14 protein-coding genes are annotated in these 18,723 nt (G+C 70.4%); 12 read left to right on the forward strand and 2 right to left on the reverse strand.

Annotated elements, in window-relative coordinates:
- Positions 1–168: 168 nt before the first annotated feature.
- The 8 genes from eccE to OHB49_RS13190 all read left to right on the forward strand — a co-directional run bounded on the left by eccE (position 169) and on the right by OHB49_RS13190 (position 11,564).
- On the forward strand, positions 169–1,530 hold the full coding sequence (gene eccE / locus OHB49_RS13155) for a type VII secretion protein EccE (protein ID WP_329160423.1): 1,362 nt from the start codon (positions 169–171) through the stop codon (positions 1,528–1,530).
- A complete protein-coding gene (locus OHB49_RS13160; RefSeq protein WP_329160425.1) occupies positions 1,530–2,252 on the forward strand; it encodes a hypothetical protein in 723 nt (240 codons plus the stop codon). The genes eccE and OHB49_RS13160 overlap by 1 nt, the downstream gene beginning before the upstream one ends.
- 336 nt (positions 2,253–2,588) lie before the next feature.
- Positions 2,589–5,357: an SCO5717 family growth-regulating ATPase gene (locus OHB49_RS13165; RefSeq protein ID WP_329160427.1), complete on the forward strand. Its 2,769-nt coding sequence runs from the start codon at positions 2,589–2,591 to the stop codon at positions 5,355–5,357.
- A 197-nt stretch (positions 5,358–5,554) separates the two neighbouring features.
- Positions 5,555–7,435: an ABC transporter substrate-binding protein gene (locus OHB49_RS13170; protein ID WP_329160429.1), complete on the forward strand. Its 1,881-nt coding sequence runs from the start codon at positions 5,555–5,557 to the stop codon at positions 7,433–7,435.
- A 97-nt stretch (positions 7,436–7,532) separates the two neighbouring features.
- The gene (locus tag OHB49_RS13175) at positions 7,533–8,615 is read left to right on the forward strand and encodes an ABC transporter permease (protein WP_030979810.1); all 1,083 of its coding nucleotides are present in this window, start codon (positions 7,533–7,535) and stop codon (positions 8,613–8,615) included.
- Positions 8,612–9,547: an ABC transporter permease gene (locus OHB49_RS13180; protein WP_329160431.1), complete on the forward strand. Its 936-nt coding sequence runs from the start codon at positions 8,612–8,614 to the stop codon at positions 9,545–9,547. Before OHB49_RS13175 ends, OHB49_RS13180 begins: the two co-directional genes overlap by 4 nt.
- On the forward strand, positions 9,544–10,572 hold the full coding sequence (locus OHB49_RS13185; RefSeq protein ID WP_329160432.1) for an ABC transporter ATP-binding protein: 1,029 nt from the start codon (positions 9,544–9,546) through the stop codon (positions 10,570–10,572). Before OHB49_RS13180 ends, OHB49_RS13185 begins: the two co-directional genes overlap by 4 nt.
- Positions 10,569–11,564, forward strand: coding sequence for an oligopeptide/dipeptide ABC transporter ATP-binding protein (locus OHB49_RS13190; RefSeq protein WP_030979807.1), 996 nt, complete (start codon positions 10,569–10,571; stop codon positions 11,562–11,564). Before OHB49_RS13185 ends, OHB49_RS13190 begins: the two co-directional genes overlap by 4 nt.
- Positions 11,565–11,645: 81 nt before the next feature.
- On the opposite strand, the gene OHB49_RS13195 is transcribed toward OHB49_RS13190, so the two are convergent.
- The gene (locus OHB49_RS13195; protein ID WP_329160433.1) at positions 11,646–12,242 is read right to left on the reverse strand and encodes a MarR family winged helix-turn-helix transcriptional regulator; all 597 of its coding nucleotides are present in this window, start codon (positions 12,240–12,242) and stop codon (positions 11,646–11,648) included.
- A 229-nt stretch (positions 12,243–12,471) separates the two neighbouring features.
- Here OHB49_RS13195 and OHB49_RS13200 point away from each other — a divergent pair, with 229 nt between their 5' ends.
- The 4 genes from OHB49_RS13200 (at position 12,472) to OHB49_RS13215 (ending at position 17,675) form a co-directional block, all read left to right on the forward strand.
- Positions 12,472–13,293, forward strand: a complete 822-nt coding sequence (locus tag OHB49_RS13200; protein WP_329160434.1) for an FAD binding domain-containing protein — start codon at positions 12,472–12,474, stop codon at positions 13,291–13,293.
- Positions 13,290–13,823: a (2Fe-2S)-binding protein gene (locus OHB49_RS13205; RefSeq protein ID WP_329160435.1), complete on the forward strand. Its 534-nt coding sequence runs from the start codon at positions 13,290–13,292 to the stop codon at positions 13,821–13,823. Before OHB49_RS13200 ends, OHB49_RS13205 begins: the two co-directional genes overlap by 4 nt.
- The gene (locus OHB49_RS13210) at positions 13,820–16,120 is read left to right on the forward strand and encodes a xanthine dehydrogenase family protein molybdopterin-binding subunit (RefSeq protein WP_329160437.1); all 2,301 of its coding nucleotides are present in this window, start codon (positions 13,820–13,822) and stop codon (positions 16,118–16,120) included. The genes OHB49_RS13205 and OHB49_RS13210 overlap by 4 nt, the downstream gene beginning before the upstream one ends.
- Positions 16,121–16,310: 190 nt before the next feature.
- Positions 16,311–17,675, forward strand: a complete 1,365-nt coding sequence (locus OHB49_RS13215; RefSeq protein WP_329160438.1) for an MFS transporter — start codon at positions 16,311–16,313, stop codon at positions 17,673–17,675.
- 77 nt (positions 17,676–17,752) lie between these two features.
- On the opposite strand, the gene OHB49_RS13220 is transcribed toward OHB49_RS13215, so the two are convergent.
- Positions 17,753–18,706: a bifunctional riboflavin kinase/FAD synthetase gene (locus OHB49_RS13220; protein ID WP_329160439.1), complete on the reverse strand. Its 954-nt coding sequence runs from the start codon at positions 18,704–18,706 to the stop codon at positions 17,753–17,755.
- Between the last annotated feature and the right edge of the window lie 17 nt (positions 18,707–18,723).

Here is an 18,723-nt window from a genome sequence, read left to right on the forward strand (position 1 = left end):
GCGCCGGCCCCCCGGATGCCGGACCGCGCTGCCGGACAGGCCCCTACTATGCCTGCTGACCCCGGGCGGCCGCGGGGCGGGTAGGGTGATCCAGCCGCCAAAGCCCCCGGCGGGACAGGGGTGATCGGGTCGAAACGGGGGCCTTATGAACGGGGGAATGCCGGAATGATGTCTTCCGCGACGCGGACACGTCCGGCCGGGAACGCACCGCCCTCCGCAGCCCACACACCCACCGGAGCGGCGTCCTCCCCGTACCGGCCCGGCGGACCGGCTCGCGGCTCCTCCGGCCCCGGCCAACAGACCCTCCGGCGGGTGAACGGACGCCCCGGACACTTCGGTTCGTTCCGATTGCAACAACTCGTACTGATCGAGATCGCGGCTGCGCTGCTGCTCGTGGCCTGGGTGATCGAGCCGCTGCTGCTGGTTCCGGCCGGCGCGGTCGCCACTGCGCTGGTGCTGCTCGCCGTCCTGCGCAGACACCGCCGTTCGCTGCCCGAGTGGCTGGGCACCGCGATCGCGCTCCGCGCACGCACCCGCAGGGCCGCGTCGCTGGTGCTGCCCGTGGGTACCGAGCCGGGGATCGCGCCCGCCGTCGAGTGCGACCCGGCGCTGCGCACGTACTCGTTCAGCGACCGTGACCGGCGGCCGGTCGGGATGATCGGTGACGGTACGTTCGTCACCGCCGTACTGCAGATCGAGTCGGACGCCACGGCGCTGCGGCCCGACCGGTCCGCGCAGCCGCTGCCGCTGACCCTGGTCCGGGACGTGCTCGACGTCGACGGCATCCGCCTGGAGTCGGCGCAGATCGTGCAGCACACCCAGCCCGCGCCCGCCCCGCATCTGCCCCCGCAGTCCGTCGCGGCGCGCAACTACGCACCGCTGCAGGCCCGGACGGGATCGCCCGCGGTCCGGATCACCTGGATCGCGCTCAAGCTGGACCCGGAACTCTGCCCGGAGGCCGTGCAGGCGCGCGGCGGCGGGGTCGAAGGGGCGCAGAAGTGTCTCGTACGCGCTGCCGATCAGCTGGCCAGCAGACTGACGGGGGCCGGTTTCCGCGCGACGGTGCTGACCGAGCAGGAGTTGACGTCGGCGATCGCGACCTCGGCCTGCGTCAGCCCGTCGGCCATGGAGCAGGCGGGCCGGGCCCACACACCGGCGCGGCGCACCGAGGAGACCGCGCGGACCTGGCGCTGCGACGACCGGTGGCACACCACCTACTGGGTGGGGCGCTGGCCGCAGTTCGGCGGGGCGATGAACGGCGGCGGGGCGTCGATGCCGCAGCTGGTCGCGCTGCTCACCTCGCTCCCGGCGCTCGCCACGACCTTCAGCCTGACGCTGGGACACGGCGACCGGCAGGAGGTCTCGATCGCCGGCCACGTCCGGATAACGGGGCGCAGCGACGAGGAACTGCTCACCGCCCGGCATGAGTTGGAGCGCACCGCGCGTGGCGTGAAGACATCGCTGGTACGACTCGACCGCGAGCAGCTGCCCGGCGTGCTCGCCACGCTGCCGCTCGGGGGTACCCGCTGATGTCCGTACCCACCAGTGCCCGCGCCCGGCTGGGCTTCGGGCTGATCGGACCGCGTCGCAGCCGGCACACGGTCTCCGTCGAGCAACTGGCCTCGATGGCCCTGCCGGTCGGCGACGACGGCATGGTGATCGGCGTGGACGCCGAGGGGCGGCCCGCCGTGCTCGGCATCAACCGGCCGACGCCGTACGACGTCACGCTGATCGGCGGGCTGTGGACGGCGCAGGTGCTCGCCCTGCGGGCGGCCGCCATCGGTGCCCGGATCGTCGTGGAGACCGGCCGGGCCCACGCCTGGACGGGACTCGCACAGGCGGCCGGGGGTGGCCAGCCGTGCATTTCGCTGCACGACGTGGGGCGGGTGCCACCGCAGGGCGCCTCGGCCGGCAGCCCGGTGCTCGTGGTGCGGGACTGCGGGATGCGGCCGCCGCGCGGGCGAGTGGTGTCCGGGCCCTGGCAGTCGGTGGTGACGCTGCTTCCGTATCTGAGTCCGGTGGCGCCCGCGTTGATGAAGAAGGCGTCCCTGGTGGGGATTCAGCGGGTATCTCCTGATGAAGCCACACAGATCGGGCGAATCGCACATCTGCCGGCGACCGCGACGCAGGCGCTGTCGACGCTGGCGGACGGGGTCACCCTCTGGTGCACGGAACGGGACCGGCAGTTCGTGATGACGCAGGCCACCGATGCGGAGACCGGGCTGCTGGGCGGCGCACGACGGATGGACTGAGCCTCGCAAGCGTGCGGGGTACTACCGACCCCGGGCAAGGCGCACGGAATGTTCACATATCCGTATGCAGATGTACGAGTTTGACCGCTTCGCTCTTCACGCTCTGCCGTACTCGGTTCACTTGGGGGCTACGCGTGACGTACTGGACAGCTCTTGCGGTGCCCTACGGCCTGCCGGAGGGGGCCCGATGACGATTAGGGTGGGTGGGGGCGCGGCAGAAGAACCTGCGGGCAGGCAATGCGCGTCCCAAGGGGGAGAGCCGGGCGGTTCGGAATACGGGAACGGTCGCCCCCACCCACCACGGCACAAGGGTGCTCGACCACACCAGGAGGCAAAGTGAACGGCGATCGGGACGAAATCCGAGAGGGCTGGAGCAGGCCCGTCGACGAGTCGTCCGACGCGGAGCCCGCCGAGATGACGGGTGAGTTCACCATCGACTACACCCCGCCCGCCTGGTACACGCAGAACGCGTCCGGGGACTCCTCGGGCGGGGCCGGATCGCACCTGGCGCCGCCTCCGCCGCCCAACGGGGCGCCGGTGTCCGTGCCCGGGCTGCCGGCCGGGGGCGGCTTCGAGCCCACCTGGGCTCCGACGCCGCCCGCACCCGCACCGCCGGTGGCACCGGTCGAGCCGACGCCCCCTGCTGCTGCCGCTGTCGCCGATCCCTCCTCCCCCGCACCCGGGGCGGGGGAGGCGAGTGGTGCGCCGGCTCCCTTCGGAGGCGGAGACCTGGAGAGCGGCGCGACCATGCGGTTCTCGCCGGCCGCACTGAAGCGGGAGATCGCGGAGCGGGAGGCTGCGGCCGCGGAGGCCGCGGACGCCGCTGTGGCCGCGACCGCGGCTGCGACAAATGCCCCGACGGCGGACGGGGCCGCTACCGGTGATCGTGGCCGGGACGGTGGCGCGGCCGATGCGGGCACTACCGCCGGATCCGATTCCGTGCAGCCTTCCGACGCGGCGACCGACGACGGCAACGGCGATGCGGATTCGGTGACCGATGCGGTCAGGGACTCCGTTACGGACGAAGTTCCGGCCGACGTTCCTGCCGACGCCGACGAGCCTGTCGGCCCTGCGCCCTCGGACGCCATTTCGGATGCGGTGCCGCAGAACGCCCCGCCGGCTGCTGCGCCGCCGACCCCTTGGACCCCGGCACCGCCCGCGCAGGGCGGGCTGCCGCCGCTGCCGCCCGCCTTCCAGCCCGCCGCGCCGCAGCCCGACGCGCCCCAGCCGGCGCCGCAGTGGCCGGCGACGGGGCCTGCCCAGACGAACCAGGCGCCCGGCGGTTACGGGTTCCCGAACCCCGGGCAGGCTCCGCAAGCGCCTCAGCCACCGCAGGCACCTCAGCTGCCCGCCCAGCGGAACGCCCCGGCGCCGCAGAGCGGTTACGGATTCCCCCCGCAGCCGCAGGCGCCCGCCCAAGGAGTGCCGCTGCCGCCGCAGGTTCCGCAGCACCCCGCTCCCCCCGCGCCGCCGGCGCCGCCGGCGCAGGGCGCATACGGGTTCCCGCAACCGCCTCAGGTGCCGCAGTCACCGCAGTGGCCCGCACAACAGAGCGCCCCGCAGCCGCCCCAGGGCAACCAGCCGCCGGTCCAGGGCGCACCCAATCTGCCCGCGCCGGTCGCGCCCCAGCCGCCCGCCCACCAGCAACAGCCCCAGCCACCCCAGCAGCAGCACCCGCAACAGCAGCCGCCGCAGGGTCCGCCCGTCGACCCGCGCACCGGCGCGGCCTGGCCCACCCCGGTCACCCATGACCAGCGCGAGCGTTCCGTGCCCGGCGCGCCCCTCGGTTACACGGCGGCCGTGGAGCTGTCCTCCGACCGCCTGGTCCGGGGCAAGCAGAAGGCCAAGAGCAGTCGCGCGCCGTCCGCCGCGTCCCGCTTCAAGCTGGGCAACAAGAAGGAGGAGGCCGAGCGGCAGCGCAAGCTCGACCTGATCCGTACACCCGTGCTGTCGTGCTACCGGATCGCGGTCATCAGCCTCAAGGGCGGGGTCGGCAAGACCACGACGACCACCGCGCTCGGCGCGACCCTGGCCACCGAGCGCCAGGACAAGATCCTCGCCATCGACGCCAACCCGGACGCCGGTACGCTCGGCCGCCGCGTGCGTCGCGAGACCGGGGCCACCATCCGCGACCTGGTCCAGGCGATCCCGTACCTCAACTCGTACATGGACATCCGCCGATTCACCTCGCAGGCGCCCTCCGGTCTGGAGATCATCGCCAACGACGTGGACCCGGCGGTCTCGACGACCTTCAACGACGAGGACTACCGGCGCGCGATCGATGTCCTCGGCAAGCAGTACCCGATCATCCTCACCGACTCGGGTACCGGTCTGCTCTACAGCGCGATGCGCGGAGTGCTGGACCTCGCCGACCAGTTGATCATCATCTCGACGCCGTCGGTCGACGGTGCCTCCAGCGCCTCCACGACGCTGGACTGGCTGTCGGCGCACGGGTACGCGGAACTGGTGCAGCGCTCGATCACCGTCATCTCCGGGGTCCGCGAGACCGGAAAGATGATCAAGGTCGATGACATCGTGCAGCACTTCGAGACGCGCTGCCGGGGCGTGATCGTCGTACCGTTCGACGAGCATCTGTCGGCCGGCGCCGAGGTCGATCTGGACATGATGCGCCCGAAGACCCGTGAGGCGTACTTCAATCTCTCCGCGCTGGTCGCCGAGGACTTCCCGCGCGCCCAGCAGCAGCAGGGCCTGTGGACGTCGGACGGCAGCAACCCGCCGCCGCAGTTCGCCCCGCCGATGCCCGGACACCAGATGCCCGGTCAGCAGCCTTACGCACCGCAGCAGACGGGCCAGCCGTATCCGCCTCAGCAGCCCCAGCAGCCCTACCCGCCCCATCAGCCGTACGGGGGACAGCAGCCGTATCCCCCGCACCCCGGTCCCGGTGTGCAGCAGAACGGGTGGCAGCAGTCGCTGCCGTCCCAGGCCCAGTCCCCGGCGAGCCCGGCCGGCCTGCCCGCGGCGCAGCAGCACGGTGGTCAGCCCGGCTTGCCGGCACAGCAGGACCACCCCGAACTGCAAGGCCCCGTCCCGCCCGCAGGCTGGCAGCAGCACCCTCCGCAGCCGCCGTCAGCGCCTCAGCAGTAAGGCATCAGAGGTCTGAACCAATGAGGGCCCGCACCGTCCCGACGGTGCGGGCCCTTTGGGCATTCCTGCAGCCCACACGCCGTTTGGGGCACCGTTGACGCGACTCGACCAGCGCTGGTAGACCTTCGCTTCACCAGTTGGCGAACCAGAGATCAACCCGCCTTCTCCGTGCGAGTCATGACGCGAGGTCCCTGTCCATGGTCACAAGAGTCCCACCACCCTCCGCTCAGCCACGCTCACGTATGCGTATCCTCCTGGCATCCGGTGCCGCGGCCCTCGCGTTGGCGGCCGGATCGATCGTCCCCGGGATGCCGCTCGGCGCCGCCCCGCAGCAGGCGCAGGCCGCCGACAACGGCAAGACGACGCTGACCGTCGCGGTCGCACAGAGCGTCGACTCACTGAGCCCGTTCCTCGCTCAGCGGCTGATGAGCACCAGCGTCCACCGGCTCATGTACGACTTCCTCACCAACTACGACCCCAAGGACAACCACACGGTCCCTGGTCTCGCCACCAAGTGGGAGCCGTCCGCCGACAAGCTGACCTGGACGTACACCATACGGTCCAACTCCAAGTGGTCGGACGGGCAGCAGACCACCGCCGAGGACGCGGCGTGGACCTTCAACAAGATGATGACCGACGAAGGCGCCGCCACCGCGAACGGCAGCTTCGTCGCGAACTTCAAGAAGGTGACGGCGCCCAGCCCGGAAAAGCTGGTCATCGAGCTGAAGCAGCCTCAGGCCACCATGGCCGCACTCGATGTGCCGATCGTGCCGAAGCATGTCTGGGAGAAGGTCGGGGACTTCTCGAAGTTCAACAACGACACCAAGTTCCCGATCGTCGGCAACGGGCCGTACATCCTGACGGACTACAAGGTCGACCAGTATGTGAAGCTCAAGGCCAACAAGAGCTTCTGGCGCGGCGCGCCCAAGTTCGACGAGCTGGTCTTCAAGACGTACAAGGACCAGGACGCCGCGGTCGCCGCCCTGCGCAAGGGTGAGGTCTCGTTCGTCGCGGGCGCCCCCGCGCTCACGCCCGCCCAGGCCGCGTCCCTCAAGGGCGACAAGAACATCAAGGTCAACGAGGGTCCGGGTCGCCGCTTCTTCGCGCTGGCCACCAACCCGGGCGCGCAGACCAAGGACGGCAAGAAGTTCGGCGACGGCAACAAGGCCCTGCTCGACCAGCAGGTCCGCCAGGCGCTCTTCCTGTCGATCGACCGCAAGACCATCATCGACAAGGTCTTCCAGGGCCACGCCGTCGAGGGCCAGGGTTACATTCCGCCGCGTTTCTCGGACTACTTCTGGCAGCCGTCCGACAGCCAGAAGCTGTCGTACGACCCCGACCGGGCGGCCAAGCTCCTCGATCAGGCGGGGTACAAGCTCAAGGGCGACCAGCGTGTCGGCAAGGACGGCAAGCCGCTCGACCTGCGCATCCTGTGCCACGCCACGGACCCGAACGACAAGGCGATCGGCAAGTACCTCAAGGAGTGGTGGGGCAAGCTCGGCATCGGCCTGAAGGTCGACTGCCGCGACGACGTCTCGGTGCCCTGGTACGCGGGTGAGTACGACCTCGCCTTCGACGGCTGGTCCGTCAACCCGGATCCGGACTTCGTCCTGGGTATCCACACCTGCTCGGCCCTGCCCGCCAAGGCCAAGGAGAGCGCGGCCACGGACAACTTCATCTGCGACAAGACGTACGACGAGCTGTACAAGAAGCAGCTCGCCGAGTACGACCCGGCCAAGCGGGCGGACATCGTCAAGCAGATGGAGTCGTGGATGTACGACTCCGGGTACATGAACATCATCGCGTACCCGAACGCGGTCGAGGCGTACCGCACCGACCAGATCAAGTCCATCACCACCATGCCCGAGGCAGCCGGCAACATCTACGGCCAGGACGGGTACTGGAGTTGGTGGTCGGCCGTTCCGGCGGCCGCCGACGGCAAGAACGGTTCGGCCGCGGACAGCGGTGGCAGCTCCACCGGTGTCGTCATCGGCATCCTCGTCGCCGTGGTGGTGGTCGCCGGTGGCGGGTTCCTCCTCGCGCGGCGCCGCCGCAGCACGGCGGAGGAACGCGAATAATCACGCGAACGGGATGAGAGGGACCGGCAGGGGGCCACGACATCGCAACCCCCCTGCCGGTCCCTCCAAGTGCAGCACGAGTAACGAGAGTTCCCCCATGACAGCTGACAGCACTCCGGCGCTCGTGCAGAACGCGGATGCGGACACCGACGGCCGGGCTCCGGCCGGGCCGTCGGTCGCCCGCGACGCACAGGCGCGCAACATCAAGGTCTATCTCCAGTACGTGGCGGCAAAGATCGCGGGAGCGGTCATCTCCTTGTTCGCCGTTCTGGTCACCAGCTTCTTCCTCTTCCGCCTCATCCCCAGCGACCCCGTGAAGCAGATGACCGGCGGCCGCCGCGTCTCCGCCGAGCAGCTCCAGTCGCTCCGACACCAGTTCGGCCTCGACCAGCCGCTCTGGAAGCAGTTCACGAGCTACGTGGGTGACGCACTGACCGGGGATTTCGGTACCTCGTTCCAGTTCCACACCCCCGTCATCGACAAGATCACCGAGGCGCTCCCGGCGACCCTGCTGCTCACCGGCACGGCGTACGTCCTCTACACGGCGCTCGGCATCTGGCTGGGCACCCGTACCGCCTGGCGCAACGGCTCCCGCAGCGACCGCTTCAATACCGCGTTCGCGCTCACGCTCTACTCGGTGCCGTCGTTCTGGCTGGGTCTGCTCCTGATCATCGTCTTCTCCGTGGGCATCGGCCCGATCCCCGGCATGTTCCCGACGGGCGGCCTGGAGTCGGGCGGCGAGACGGGCGTCGCCTACGTCCTCGACGTCGCCCATCACCTGGTGCTTCCCGTGATCACGCTGGTCGCGGTCGGCTATGCGCAGACACTCCTCGTGATGCGTTCCTCGCTCCTCGACGAGATGGGCAGCGACTATCTGACGACAGCCCGTGCGAAGGGGCTCCGTGACGATGTCGTACGGCGCAAGCACGCCGTCCCGAACGCGATGCTGCCGACGTTCACACTGATGTTCGTGAACCTGGGTCATGTGGTGGCGGGCCAGATCCTGGTCGAGACGGTGTTCTCCTGGCCGGGACTCGGCGGTCTCTTCTACCAGGCGCTGAGCGTGCCCGACCTTCCCCTCGTCCAAGGGCTGTTCTTCGTCTTCGCCACCGCGGTGATCCTGGCGAACACCCTCGCCGACGTGCTGTATCCGCTGCTCGATCCCCGGGTGGGCCGATGACGACCGAACCGTTGCCCGTGCAGAACGAAGCGGGCGTGACCAAGACCCCGCGCGCCCTGGCCCGGGCCCGCAAGCGCCAGTCGCTGGCCCGCTTCTGGCGGGAGTACCGGACACACCGGGGCGGCCTGTGGGGGCTGGCCGGGCTCATCCTGATCGCACTGATCGCGATGTTCGCGCCCACACTGGCCGGCGCCGACTCGCAGAGCGTCACCGATGCACCGGGGGGCGCGCTCGAATCGCCCAGCGGAGAATTTCCGCTGGGTACGGACCAGTTCGGGCGCAGCGTCCTGGCACTGCTGGTGTGGGGCGCCCGCGTCTCGCTCACGGTGGGGCTGCTCGCCGCATTCCTGTGCGTGGCGATCGGGACGGTCGTCGGGATCGTCGCCGGCCACTTCCACGGCTGGTACTCGACGGTTCTGATGCGCGTCACCGACTGGTTCCTGGTGATGCCGACCCTCGTTCTCGCGATCGCGCTCGCCACGGTGATGGACCGCTCCATCTGGACGGTCATCCTCGCCATCGGCGTGACGACCTGGCCGACCACGGCCCGTCTGGTCCGCGCCCAGACGCTCGCCGTCGAGTCCCGTCCCTACATCGAGCGCGCCCGGGCCCTGGGCGGCGGCCACGGGCACATCATGGCCCGCCACGTCCTGCCGAACGTGATGCCGCTGGTGCTCGCGCAGACCACGCTCGTGATCTCCAGCGCGATTCTCACCGAGGCCACGCTCGCCTTCCTCGGCCTCGGCGACCCGACCATCACCTCCTGGGGCGGCATGCTTCAGGACGCACGCGAGGCGGGCGCCGTGAGCGCCGGCGACTGGTGGTACCTGGCACCGCCCGGCATCGCCATCGCCCTGGTGGCGCTGTCGTTCACACTGTGCGGGCGTGCCATCGAGTCCGTCCTCAATCCCAAGCTGGGGGTGGCCCGTTGAGTACACCGAGCACACAGAAGACCCCCTTGCTGGAGGTACGCGACCTCTCGGTGACGTACGCCGGCGGAGCGCAGGCGGTCCGGGGCGTGAACCTCACCGTCGACGCGGGCCGGAAGCTCGGCATCGCCGGTGAGTCCGGGTGCGGCAAGTCGACGCTCGCACTCGCGCTGCTGCGGCTGCTGCCCGCCCGGACGAAGGTCACCGGCGAGATCCTGCTGAACGGCGAGGATGTCCTCGCCATGAAGTGGGGCCAGGTCAGGGCCGTGCGCTGGGCGGGTGCCTCGATCGTCTTCCAGGGGGCGATGCACTCGCTCAACGCCGTGCACCGCATCGGTGACCAGATCGCCGAGCCGATCCTGTTGCACAAGAAGGCGACACCGGCCGGCGCGAAGAAGAAGGCCGGTGAACTCCTGGAGCACGTGGGGCTGCCGGCCGCACGCGCGAACGCGTATCCGCACGAGCTCTCCGGCGGTCAGCGGCAGCGCGTGATGATCGCGATGGCGCTGGCCTGCGACCCGGACCTGATCATCGCGGACGAGCCGACGACGGCCCTCGATGTGATGATCCAGGCCCAGATCCTGCGGCTGATCGAGCAGCTGGTGTCCCAGCAGGACCTCGGTCTGATCATGATCAGCCATGACCTGGCGGTGCTCTCGGACACCTGCGACCGGCTCGCGGTGATGTACGCGGGCCGGGTCGTGGAGGAGGGCCCCTCCGCCGCGGTCTTCGAGGACGCGCAACACCCCTACAGCAAGGCCCTGTCGGGCGCCTTCCCGCGGATCGGCGACCGGTCCTCCCGGTTCGCGCCCCGCGGGCTGCCCGGTGACCCGCCGGACCCGTCGGCGCTGCCGGCCGGCTGCACGTTCCATCCGCGCTGTCCGGTGGCACTGGACTCCTGCACCACGCAGGACCAGGAGCTGCGGGACGCCGGCGCGGCACGGCGGGCGGCCTGTGTGCTGGTGGAGCCGGGGGCGGCCGACGCCTCGCTCCCGCAGGGCGCCGAGGAAGCAAGGAGCACATCATGACCACCACCACTCCTCTGCTCAGCGCGGAGGGACTGAAGGTCACCTTCCCCGGCCGGCGCGGTGCCGCCACGGCGCGCGCGGTGGACGGCGTCGACCTGGACATCCGGCCCGGCGAGATCGTCGCACTGGTCGGCGAGTCCGGGTGCGGCAAGACGACGCTCGCCCGCTCCCTGTTGGGGCTGGTGCCCCCGACCTCCGGGGCGGTCACCTTCGACGGCAAACCGCTCAACTACGCGGGCCGCGCGCTGAAGGCGTACCGCAAGCGGGTGCAGCTGGTGCTCCAGGACCCCAGCGGTTCGCTCAACCCGCGGCACACGGTGTACGAGGCGGTGGCGGAGGGCCTGCGGATCCACGGGTACGCCGGTGACGAACGGGCCGCCGTCGCGGAGGCCCTGTCGCGGGCCGGGCTGCGGCCCCCCGAGCGGTTCTTCCTGCGCTACCCGCACGAGCTGTCGGGCGGCCAGCGCCAGCGCGTCGTGATCGCGGGCGCCCTCGTCCTGGAACCGGAACTCATCGTGGCCGACGAGCCGGTGGCCTCGTTGGACGCGTCGGTGCGTGGCGAGATCCTGGCCCTGCTGCTGCGGCTGAGGGACGAACTGGGCCTGTCGGCCCTGGTGGTCACGCACGACCTCGGTCTGGCGTGGAACATCGCCGACCGGGTCGCGGTGATGTATCTCGGCCGGATCGTCGAGACGGGCGAGGTCGAGCAGATCCTGACGGCCCCGCAGCATCCCTACACCCAGGCACTGCTGTCGGTGCTGCCGGAGGCCGAGGGCGATCCGGTGATCCTCACGGGTGAACCGCCGGACCCGTCGAAGGTACCGTCCGGCTGCCGCTTCCACGCGCGCTGCCAGATCCTCGCCTCGGGCGAGGCGGAGCGGGCAGGGGTGGCGGACGCGTGCCGTACGAAGGATCTTCCGGTGCTCGCGGGGGGCGGCGAGACGCAGGTGGCGTGCCACTGGGCGCACGCGGTGGTGGGCGCGCAGCCGTAGGGCGGTGGCCCTCCGGTCGGCCGGGCGTCCGGCCGACCGCTCCGGGCCGGACGCGGCCCCGTCCCGGCGATGCCTCAGTGCTCAGATACTGACTGCCGGCGGCTTTTCGACCCGGGCCGGCTGCCCGGCCGCCCCGGTGGCCGTCCCGGGGTCGGGCGGTGTCCGTTCCGCCGTCTCCAGGGAGCGTTCCAGCTTGCCGAGGAGCCGGCCCAGCTGACGTCGCTCGGCCTCCGTCAGCTCCGCCAGCATCCGCTCCTCGTTGGCAAAGTGCGCGACCGCGACCACATCGGCGATCTCGATGCCCCGGTCGGTGAGCCGCGCGTACACGACCCTGCGGTCGCCGGGATCGCGTTCCCGGGTCACCAGACCGGCCTTCTCCAGCCGGTCCAGACGCAGTGTGATGCCGCCGGTGGTCACCAGGGAAATGTCGGCGAGTTCACCGGCGGTCCGTCGGTAGGGCGGCCCTGACCTGCGCAGAGTCGCGAGCACATCGAAGGCCGCCATGTTCAGGTCGAAGCAGTCGAAGAGATCGGACAGCAGCCCCTGGTAGCGCAGGAAGCTGCGGTGGAGCCGGCCGAGGACCTCCATCGGAGAGGCGTCGAGACCGGGCAGCTCCCGCTTCCACTGCTCCAGAATGAGGTCGACCGCGTCGGGGCTGCTGGAAGCTCTACGAGTCATGTGCGGTGGGAGGACGGCGCCGGCGCCGGGACCCCGCGCCTCCTTCCGGGAATGGAGCGTGCGGTGCGGTAGTGACCGCCCACGATACAACCGGCGCCCGGAGCCGGACCCTTGTGGTGGCTATCACCAAGTGCTAGAAATCTCAGCATTAGCTGTTTCAGTTCTTAGATAACTCTCCGTGGTGACATCGGCGATCGACCGCTGCGCCGCCCCAGGAGGCACGGTCCGCATGCTCCTGCTCCCCACCGGGATGGTGGCGCCCACCCAGCGCACCATCCCCGACTTCGTCCTGGAACGTCCCGTGACGGCGGCCGAGGCCGTGGCGGCGGGGGCGACCCGCGGTGCGGTCTATGCACAGGGCTGCAGCGACCTCTTCGCGCAGTTCCGCGAGGGTCTCGACTGCCGGACCCTCGTTTCGCTGGAGCGCATATCCGAGCTCGGTGCGGTCGAGTGGGACGGCTCGACGCTGGAGATCGGCGCCGGGGTCGACCATCACGCCGGCTCGCACGACGCCCGGGTGCGGGCCGCCCTGCCGGGCCTGGCCGCGGGCTGGGGCAGCATCGCCACCCAGCGGATCCGGCGACGGGCCACCCTCGGCGGGAATCTGATGGCGCGACGTACCCGGTACGAGATGTCGGTGATGCTGGGCGCGCTCGACGCGGAGCTGGACTTCCTGACACTCGACGGGACGGTCACCGTCTCGCCGGCCGCACTGTGGGACCGGGCGGAGCCGCCGGGCGGTCTGCTGCGCACGGTCAGGATCACCGACGTACGTCAGGTGTGGTTCGGGTACGAGCGCTCGATGCGCCCGCTGATGACGGTGGCCGCAGCGGTCCGCGCGGGGACGGTCACGATGGCGGTGGGCTCCGAGTACACCCGTCCGTACACCGTCGGCGCCCCGCTGGGCACCGACCCCACCGAGATCGCGGCCGCACTGCCCGAGGCGATCGGCGACGCGGCCGGGAGCGCCCGCTACCGGCGCCATGTCGCCGCCGTGCTCCTCGGACGGCTGCTGGAACGACGCACCACCGGAGAGGGAACCCCCCGATGAACAGCGACATGACCGGCGACACGGGCACCCGGCTCACCATCGACTTCGCCGTCGACGGCCGGCCGCGTAGCGAGCGGATCGCACCCAACACCGTCCTGCTCGATCTGCTCCGCGACCGCTACGGCATGACCGGTGTCAAGGCGTCCTGCGAGCGCGGCGTCTGCGGCGCCTGCACCACACTGATCGACGGGACTCCGTCCGCCTCCTGCAGCGTCTTCGCGTTCAGCGTCGACGGCCGCGCGGTGGAGACGGTCGCGGGACAGGCCACGGGCGGGGAACTGAGCCCGGTGCAGCGCGCCTTCGCAGAGTGCGGCGGCTTCCAGTGCGGCTACTGCACCCCCGGCATGATCATGCTGACCACCGCCCTGCTGAGGGAGAACCGGGAGCCGGACGACGAGACGATCCGCTCCTGGATCTCCTCCAATGTGTGCCGCTGCACCGGCTACCAGATGATCATCGACTCGGTACGCCGGGCGGCCGAACTGATCCGTGACGACGAGCCGGCCCGTGACATCGAGGACGCCCGATGAGCAGATCCCGTATCGGCACGAACGACCGCCGCACCGACGCGACCCTCAAGGTCACCGGCGCCGCGCAGTACACCGCCGACGTCCGGCTCCCCGGCATGCTGCACGCCAAGGTGCTCCGCAGCCCGCACGCCCACGCCCGCCTGGTGTCGGTCGACAGCGCCAAGGCCCGCGCGCTACCGGGCGTGCACGCCGTGCTGACCCGCGACGAGCTCGACGGACTCGACCCCACCTACGGCTACTTCATCAAGGACCAGCCGATCGTCGCCCTGGACCGGGTGCGGTACGCGGGCGATGTGGTGGCGGCCGTCGCCGCCGAGTCCGAGGCGGTGGCGCTGCACGCGCTGGAGCTGATCGAGGTGACGTACAAGCCGCTGCCGGCCGTCCCCGACATCGAGGCCGCTCTCGCACCCGACGCCCCGGAGCTGTTCGAACAGGCACCGCCCGGCATCGTCCCTCCGTACGGAACAGGCGCCTCCGGTCAGCTCCGGCCGCGGCCCAACGTCTGTTACGAGTTCCGGTACGAGACCGGCCCGGACTCCGTCTGGGACGACTGCGACCACATCTTCGAGGACTCCTTCACCTTCTCCCGGATGAATCACTTCCATCTGGAGCCGTTCGTCACGGTCGCGGATGTGCGCGGCGAGGAGATCGAGATCTGGGCCTCCACCCAGAACCCGTTCCCGCTGCGCAAGGAGTTGGCGCGGGTGCTGCGTACTCCGGAGAGCCGGATCCATGTCCATGTGCCGTATGTGGGCGGCGGGTTCGGCTCGAAGCACAACTGCAAGACCGAGCCGATCGCCATCCTGCTGTCGCGGGCGGCCGGCCGGCCGGTGCGCTACTGCCTGACGACGGAGGAAGGTTTCCTCACGCTCAGCCAGCACGCCGCCGTCCTGAAGGTGAGGACGGGCGTCATGGCGGACGGGACGTTCGTCGCGCGCGAGAGCGAGGTGCTGCTGGACGCGGGAGCGTACTCCGACGGCAGCCCGCTCGTCGCGGAGAAGGCCTGCTACCGGATGCCGGGACCGTACCGCTGGCAGCACATCCGTTCCTCCTCGTCGTGCGTGATGACGACGACCACCCCGGCGGGGCCGTTCCGCGGCTTCGGGGCGACGCAGGCCACCTGGGCGTCCGAGAGCCAGGTCGACATGATCGCCGAGCGGCTCGGGATGGATCCGTACGAGCTGCGCATGAAGAATCTCAAGCGACTCGGGGAGCCGTTCGTGCCGGGCGAGAGCGGGATCGACAGCGATCTCGCCGAAGGCCTGGACGCGGTCGCCGATGCGCTCGGCTATCAGGGGCGCGAACGCGTACCCCGTCGCGGGATGGGGCTGGCCATCGGTTTCAAGGACGGCGGCGGGGTGAACAAGCCCGCGCAGGCCCGGGTGAAGATCACGGCCACCGGCTCGGTCTATGTCAGCTCCGGCACGGTCGAGATCGGCCAGGGCGCCTCCACCTCGCTGTGCCAGGTCGCAGCCGAGGTGCTCGGCACGGATCTGGAGCGGGTGCGCTACGCGCCGGTCGACACCGATGTCACTCCCTACGACCAGGGCACCAACGCCTCGTCCGGGATGACGGTGATGGGCACCGCGGTACTCAGGGCGGCCCAGGACGCGAGGTCGAAGGTGCTCGCCTTCGCGGCTGAGCAGCTCGGCTGCGATCCGGCCGAACTGACCCTGCGGGACTGGACGGTTCGGCGCGGGGAAGACGCACCGGTTCCGCTGCCGGGCCTGGTCGCGAAGGTCTTCGGCGGTACGGGGTACGAGTTCCACGGCGAGGGGTTCTTCAAGGCGCCGCTCTCCTCCGACGCCCCGCTGGAGTCCCCCTGCCTCTTCTGGGAGATCGGCTGGGCGGGCGCGGAGGTCGAGGTCGACCCGGACACCGGAAAGGTGACGGTCCTGCAGCTGGTGGCGAGCGGCGATGTCGGCCGGGCCGTCAACAAGCTGCTCTGCCGCGGTCAGGACGAAGGCGCTGCCGTGATGGGGCTGGCGCAGGCGATGTTCGAGGAGATGCGGTACGAGGACGGGGCACTGCTCAACGGTGAGGCGCTGGACTACCGGGTGCCGATGGCCGAGGACCTCCCAGAGCGTTTCGTGTCGATCACCCAGGAGCAGGGGCACGGGCCCGGCCCGTTCGGCGCCAAGGGGGCCGGCGAGGGCGCGATGGTCCCGGTCGCGGCGGCCGTCGCCAATGCGGTGCAGGACGCCACGGGTGCGCGCGTGACCACCCTGCCGCTCACCCCCGAGCGGGTCTTCGACGCGCTCCAGGCACTGCCGCGGGAGCGCACACAGCTGCACTGACCCGCACCGCCCCAACCGGCTCATGGCTCATCCGCCATGGGCCGGTGAGTCACGCCTGCACCTCGTCCACTATCAAAATGCCTGTTCAGACAGGGTTCACTTCGTTATGAAATTTAAGCGCTTAGTTGTTGACCCCTAAGACACTTCTTTCTAGGGTCGCCGCAACTCCTCTGTTCGCGGAAGGATCCCCATGTCAATCGTGGCCACCGGCCCCACCGTGAGCTCCATCTCGGCCAGGCTCGAACGCCTGCCGAGCTCTCGCTGGCACATCAAGGTCCGCACGCTCATCGGCGCCGTCACGTTCTTCGAGGCGTTCGATCAGCTGCTGACCGCCTCCGCACTGCCCGTCCTGACCGAACAGTGGAAGCTGAGCACCGGCCAGGGCACGCTGATCGTCACCAGCGGTTCGGTCGGCATGCTGCTCGGCGCACTAGTCGCCGGCTGGCTCGGCGACCGCATCGGCCGGGTCCGTACCGTCGCGCTCGGCGTGGCCGTGACCGCACTGGCCAGCCTCGCCGTCGCCGTCTCGCCCGGCTTCGCCCTGTTCACCGCCTTCCGGTTCGTCCAGGGGCTCGGCATCGGCGGAGTCGTACCCGTCGCGGCCACGTACATCAACGAGATAGCGCGCGCCGACCACCGCGGCCGGTTCGTGCTGCTGTACGAGCTCATCTTCCCGGCCGGTCTGGCCTCGGCGACCCTGGTGGCCAGCTGGGTGGTGCCCAGCTTCGGCTGGCGTGTGATGTTCCTGATCGGCGCCCTGCCCGTGCTGCTGGTGGTCGTCCTGCGCCGCCAGGTCCCCGAGTCGCCACGCTGGCTGCTCTCCCGCGGCCGGGTCGAGGAGGCCGAGCAGGTCATCGCCCGGATCGAGCAGGACGTCGAGAGGTCCATCGGCGCGCAGCTGCCGGAGCCCGGGCCGGCGACCGCCGTCGAGACGACCCGCGGCGGGCTGCGCGACCTGTTCACCGGCCGCTATCTGCGGCGCACGGTGGTCGTCTCGGGTCTGTGGTTCGTCGCGTACTACGTCAACCACGGCATCGCGACCTGGCTGCCCTCGCTCTACACCAAGACGTTCGGCCTCGATCTGCGCACCGCGCTGAACTACTCGCTGCTGAGCAATGTGACCGGGCTGATCGGCTGTCTCCTCGTGGCCCTGATCATCGACCGGGTGGGCCGCCGGATCTCGCTCACCATCGGGCTCGGCGGCGCGGCGGTCGCCCTGCTCTCGCTGGCCGTCTCCGGTGCCACCTCCGGCGGGCAGGTCGCGGTCTGGGCGTCGGTCGCGACGCTCTTCGTCTTCGCGACCAATGTGAGCCTGTACCTCTACACACCGGAGCTGTACCCGACCCGCAGCCGTGCGCGCGGTGCGTCGTTCGGCGGGGTGTGGAACAGGCTCGGTGTCATCCTCGGACCGATCGTGGTGGGCGCCATCATCGGCTCGGGGGGCAGCCTCACGATGGTCTTCACCCAGCTGGGCTGCATCGCCGTGGTGGGTGCGGTGATCGCACTGTTCGCGGTGGAGACCAAGGGGAAGACGCTGGAGGAGCTCAACTCCTGAGCCGCCTCCCGATGCACCTACGGCTCCGGCCGGGACCGCTCTGCGCGGTCCCGGCCGGAGCCGTAGGTAGAGAAGGATCAGCCGCGGTCGTACGCCGCGACCAGCTCGCCGGCCCGCTTCACATCGGCGGCGATCGCCACCAGCAGGTCGTCGAGCGAGTCGAACTTCGCCATCCCGCGGACGTACGCGAGGAAGTCGACGGAGACATGGAGTCCGTACAGATCAAGACCCACACGGTCGATCGCGTACGCCTCCACCGTCCGCTCCGTGCCGTCGAACTGCGGGTTCGTGCCGACCGAGATCGCGGCGGGCATCGTCTCGCCGTTCGCGTTCAGCCAGCCCGCGTACACGCCGTCGGCGGGGATCGCGGTGTGCGGCAGGGTCTCCACGTTCGCCGTCGGGAAGCCCATGTCGCGACCGCGCTGTGCGCCGCGGACCACGATGCCCTCGACGCGGTGCGGACGGCCCAGGATCTCGGCGGCGCCCGCCACATCGCCCTCGGCGACGAGCCGGCGGGTGAGGGTGGAGGAGAACGGCTCGCCGCCGCCCGCCTCGCCGCTCACATGCAGATCGATGACCTCGACGCTGTAGTCGTACGTCGCGCCGAACTCGGTGAGAAGCTGCACGTTCCCCGCGGCCTTGTGGCCGAAACGGAAGTTGGGACCCTCGATGACGAGCTGCGCGTGCAACTTGTCGACCAGCACCTTCACGATGAAGTCGGCCGGCGCCAGCTTCGAGAACTCGGTCGTGAACGGCAGGATCAGCAGCGCGTCCACTCCCAGCCCGGCCATCAGCTCGGCGCGACGGTGGTGCGGGGCCAGCAGCGGCGGATGGCTGCCGGGCCGTACGACCTCGCTGGGGTGCGGGTCGAAGGTCACGACGACCGAGGGCACGCCCAGCTCCCGCGCGCGGTCCACGGCCCTGCCGATGATCAGCTGGTGTCCGCGGTGCACCCCGTCGTAGGAGCCGATGGTGACGACGCTGCGTCCCCAGTCCTGGGGGATGTCCTCCAAGCCACGCCAGCGCTGCACTGTGACCGCTCCTCGCC

The sequence above is a fragment of the Streptomyces sp. NBC_01717 genome (assembly GCF_036248255.1).
Classification (GTDB): domain Bacteria; phylum Actinomycetota; class Actinomycetes; order Streptomycetales; family Streptomycetaceae; genus Streptomyces.

What these genes read in the sequence shown, in the direction of transcription:
- OHB49_RS13160 (WP_329160425.1), top strand. Translation starts at nt 1,530, where the DNA reads ATGTCCGTACCCACCAGTGCCCGCGCCCGGCTGGGCTTCGGGCTGATC.
- OHB49_RS13210 (WP_329160437.1), top strand. Translation starts at nt 13,820, where the DNA reads ATGAGCAGATCCCGTATCGGCACGAACGACCGCCGCACCGACGCGACC.
- OHB49_RS13205 (WP_329160435.1), top strand. Translation starts at nt 13,290, where the DNA reads ATGAACAGCGACATGACCGGCGACACGGGCACCCGGCTCACCATCGAC.
- OHB49_RS13190 (WP_030979807.1), top strand. Translation starts at nt 10,569, where the DNA reads ATGACCACCACCACTCCTCTGCTCAGCGCGGAGGGACTGAAGGTCACC.
- eccE (WP_329160423.1), top strand. Translation starts at nt 169, where the DNA reads ATGTCTTCCGCGACGCGGACACGTCCGGCCGGGAACGCACCGCCCTCC.
- OHB49_RS13200 (WP_329160434.1), top strand. Translation starts at nt 12,472, where the DNA reads ATGCTCCTGCTCCCCACCGGGATGGTGGCGCCCACCCAGCGCACCATC.
- OHB49_RS13180 (WP_329160431.1), top strand. Translation starts at nt 8,612, where the DNA reads ATGACGACCGAACCGTTGCCCGTGCAGAACGAAGCGGGCGTGACCAAG.
- OHB49_RS13215 (WP_329160438.1), top strand. Translation starts at nt 16,311, where the DNA reads ATGTCAATCGTGGCCACCGGCCCCACCGTGAGCTCCATCTCGGCCAGG.
- OHB49_RS13170 (WP_329160429.1), top strand. Translation starts at nt 5,555, where the DNA reads ATGGTCACAAGAGTCCCACCACCCTCCGCTCAGCCACGCTCACGTATG.
- OHB49_RS13175 (WP_030979810.1), top strand. Translation starts at nt 7,533, where the DNA reads ATGACAGCTGACAGCACTCCGGCGCTCGTGCAGAACGCGGATGCGGAC.
- OHB49_RS13195 (WP_329160433.1), bottom strand. Translation starts at nt 12,242, where the DNA reads ATGACTCGTAGAGCTTCCAGCAGCCCCGACGCGGTCGACCTCATTCTG.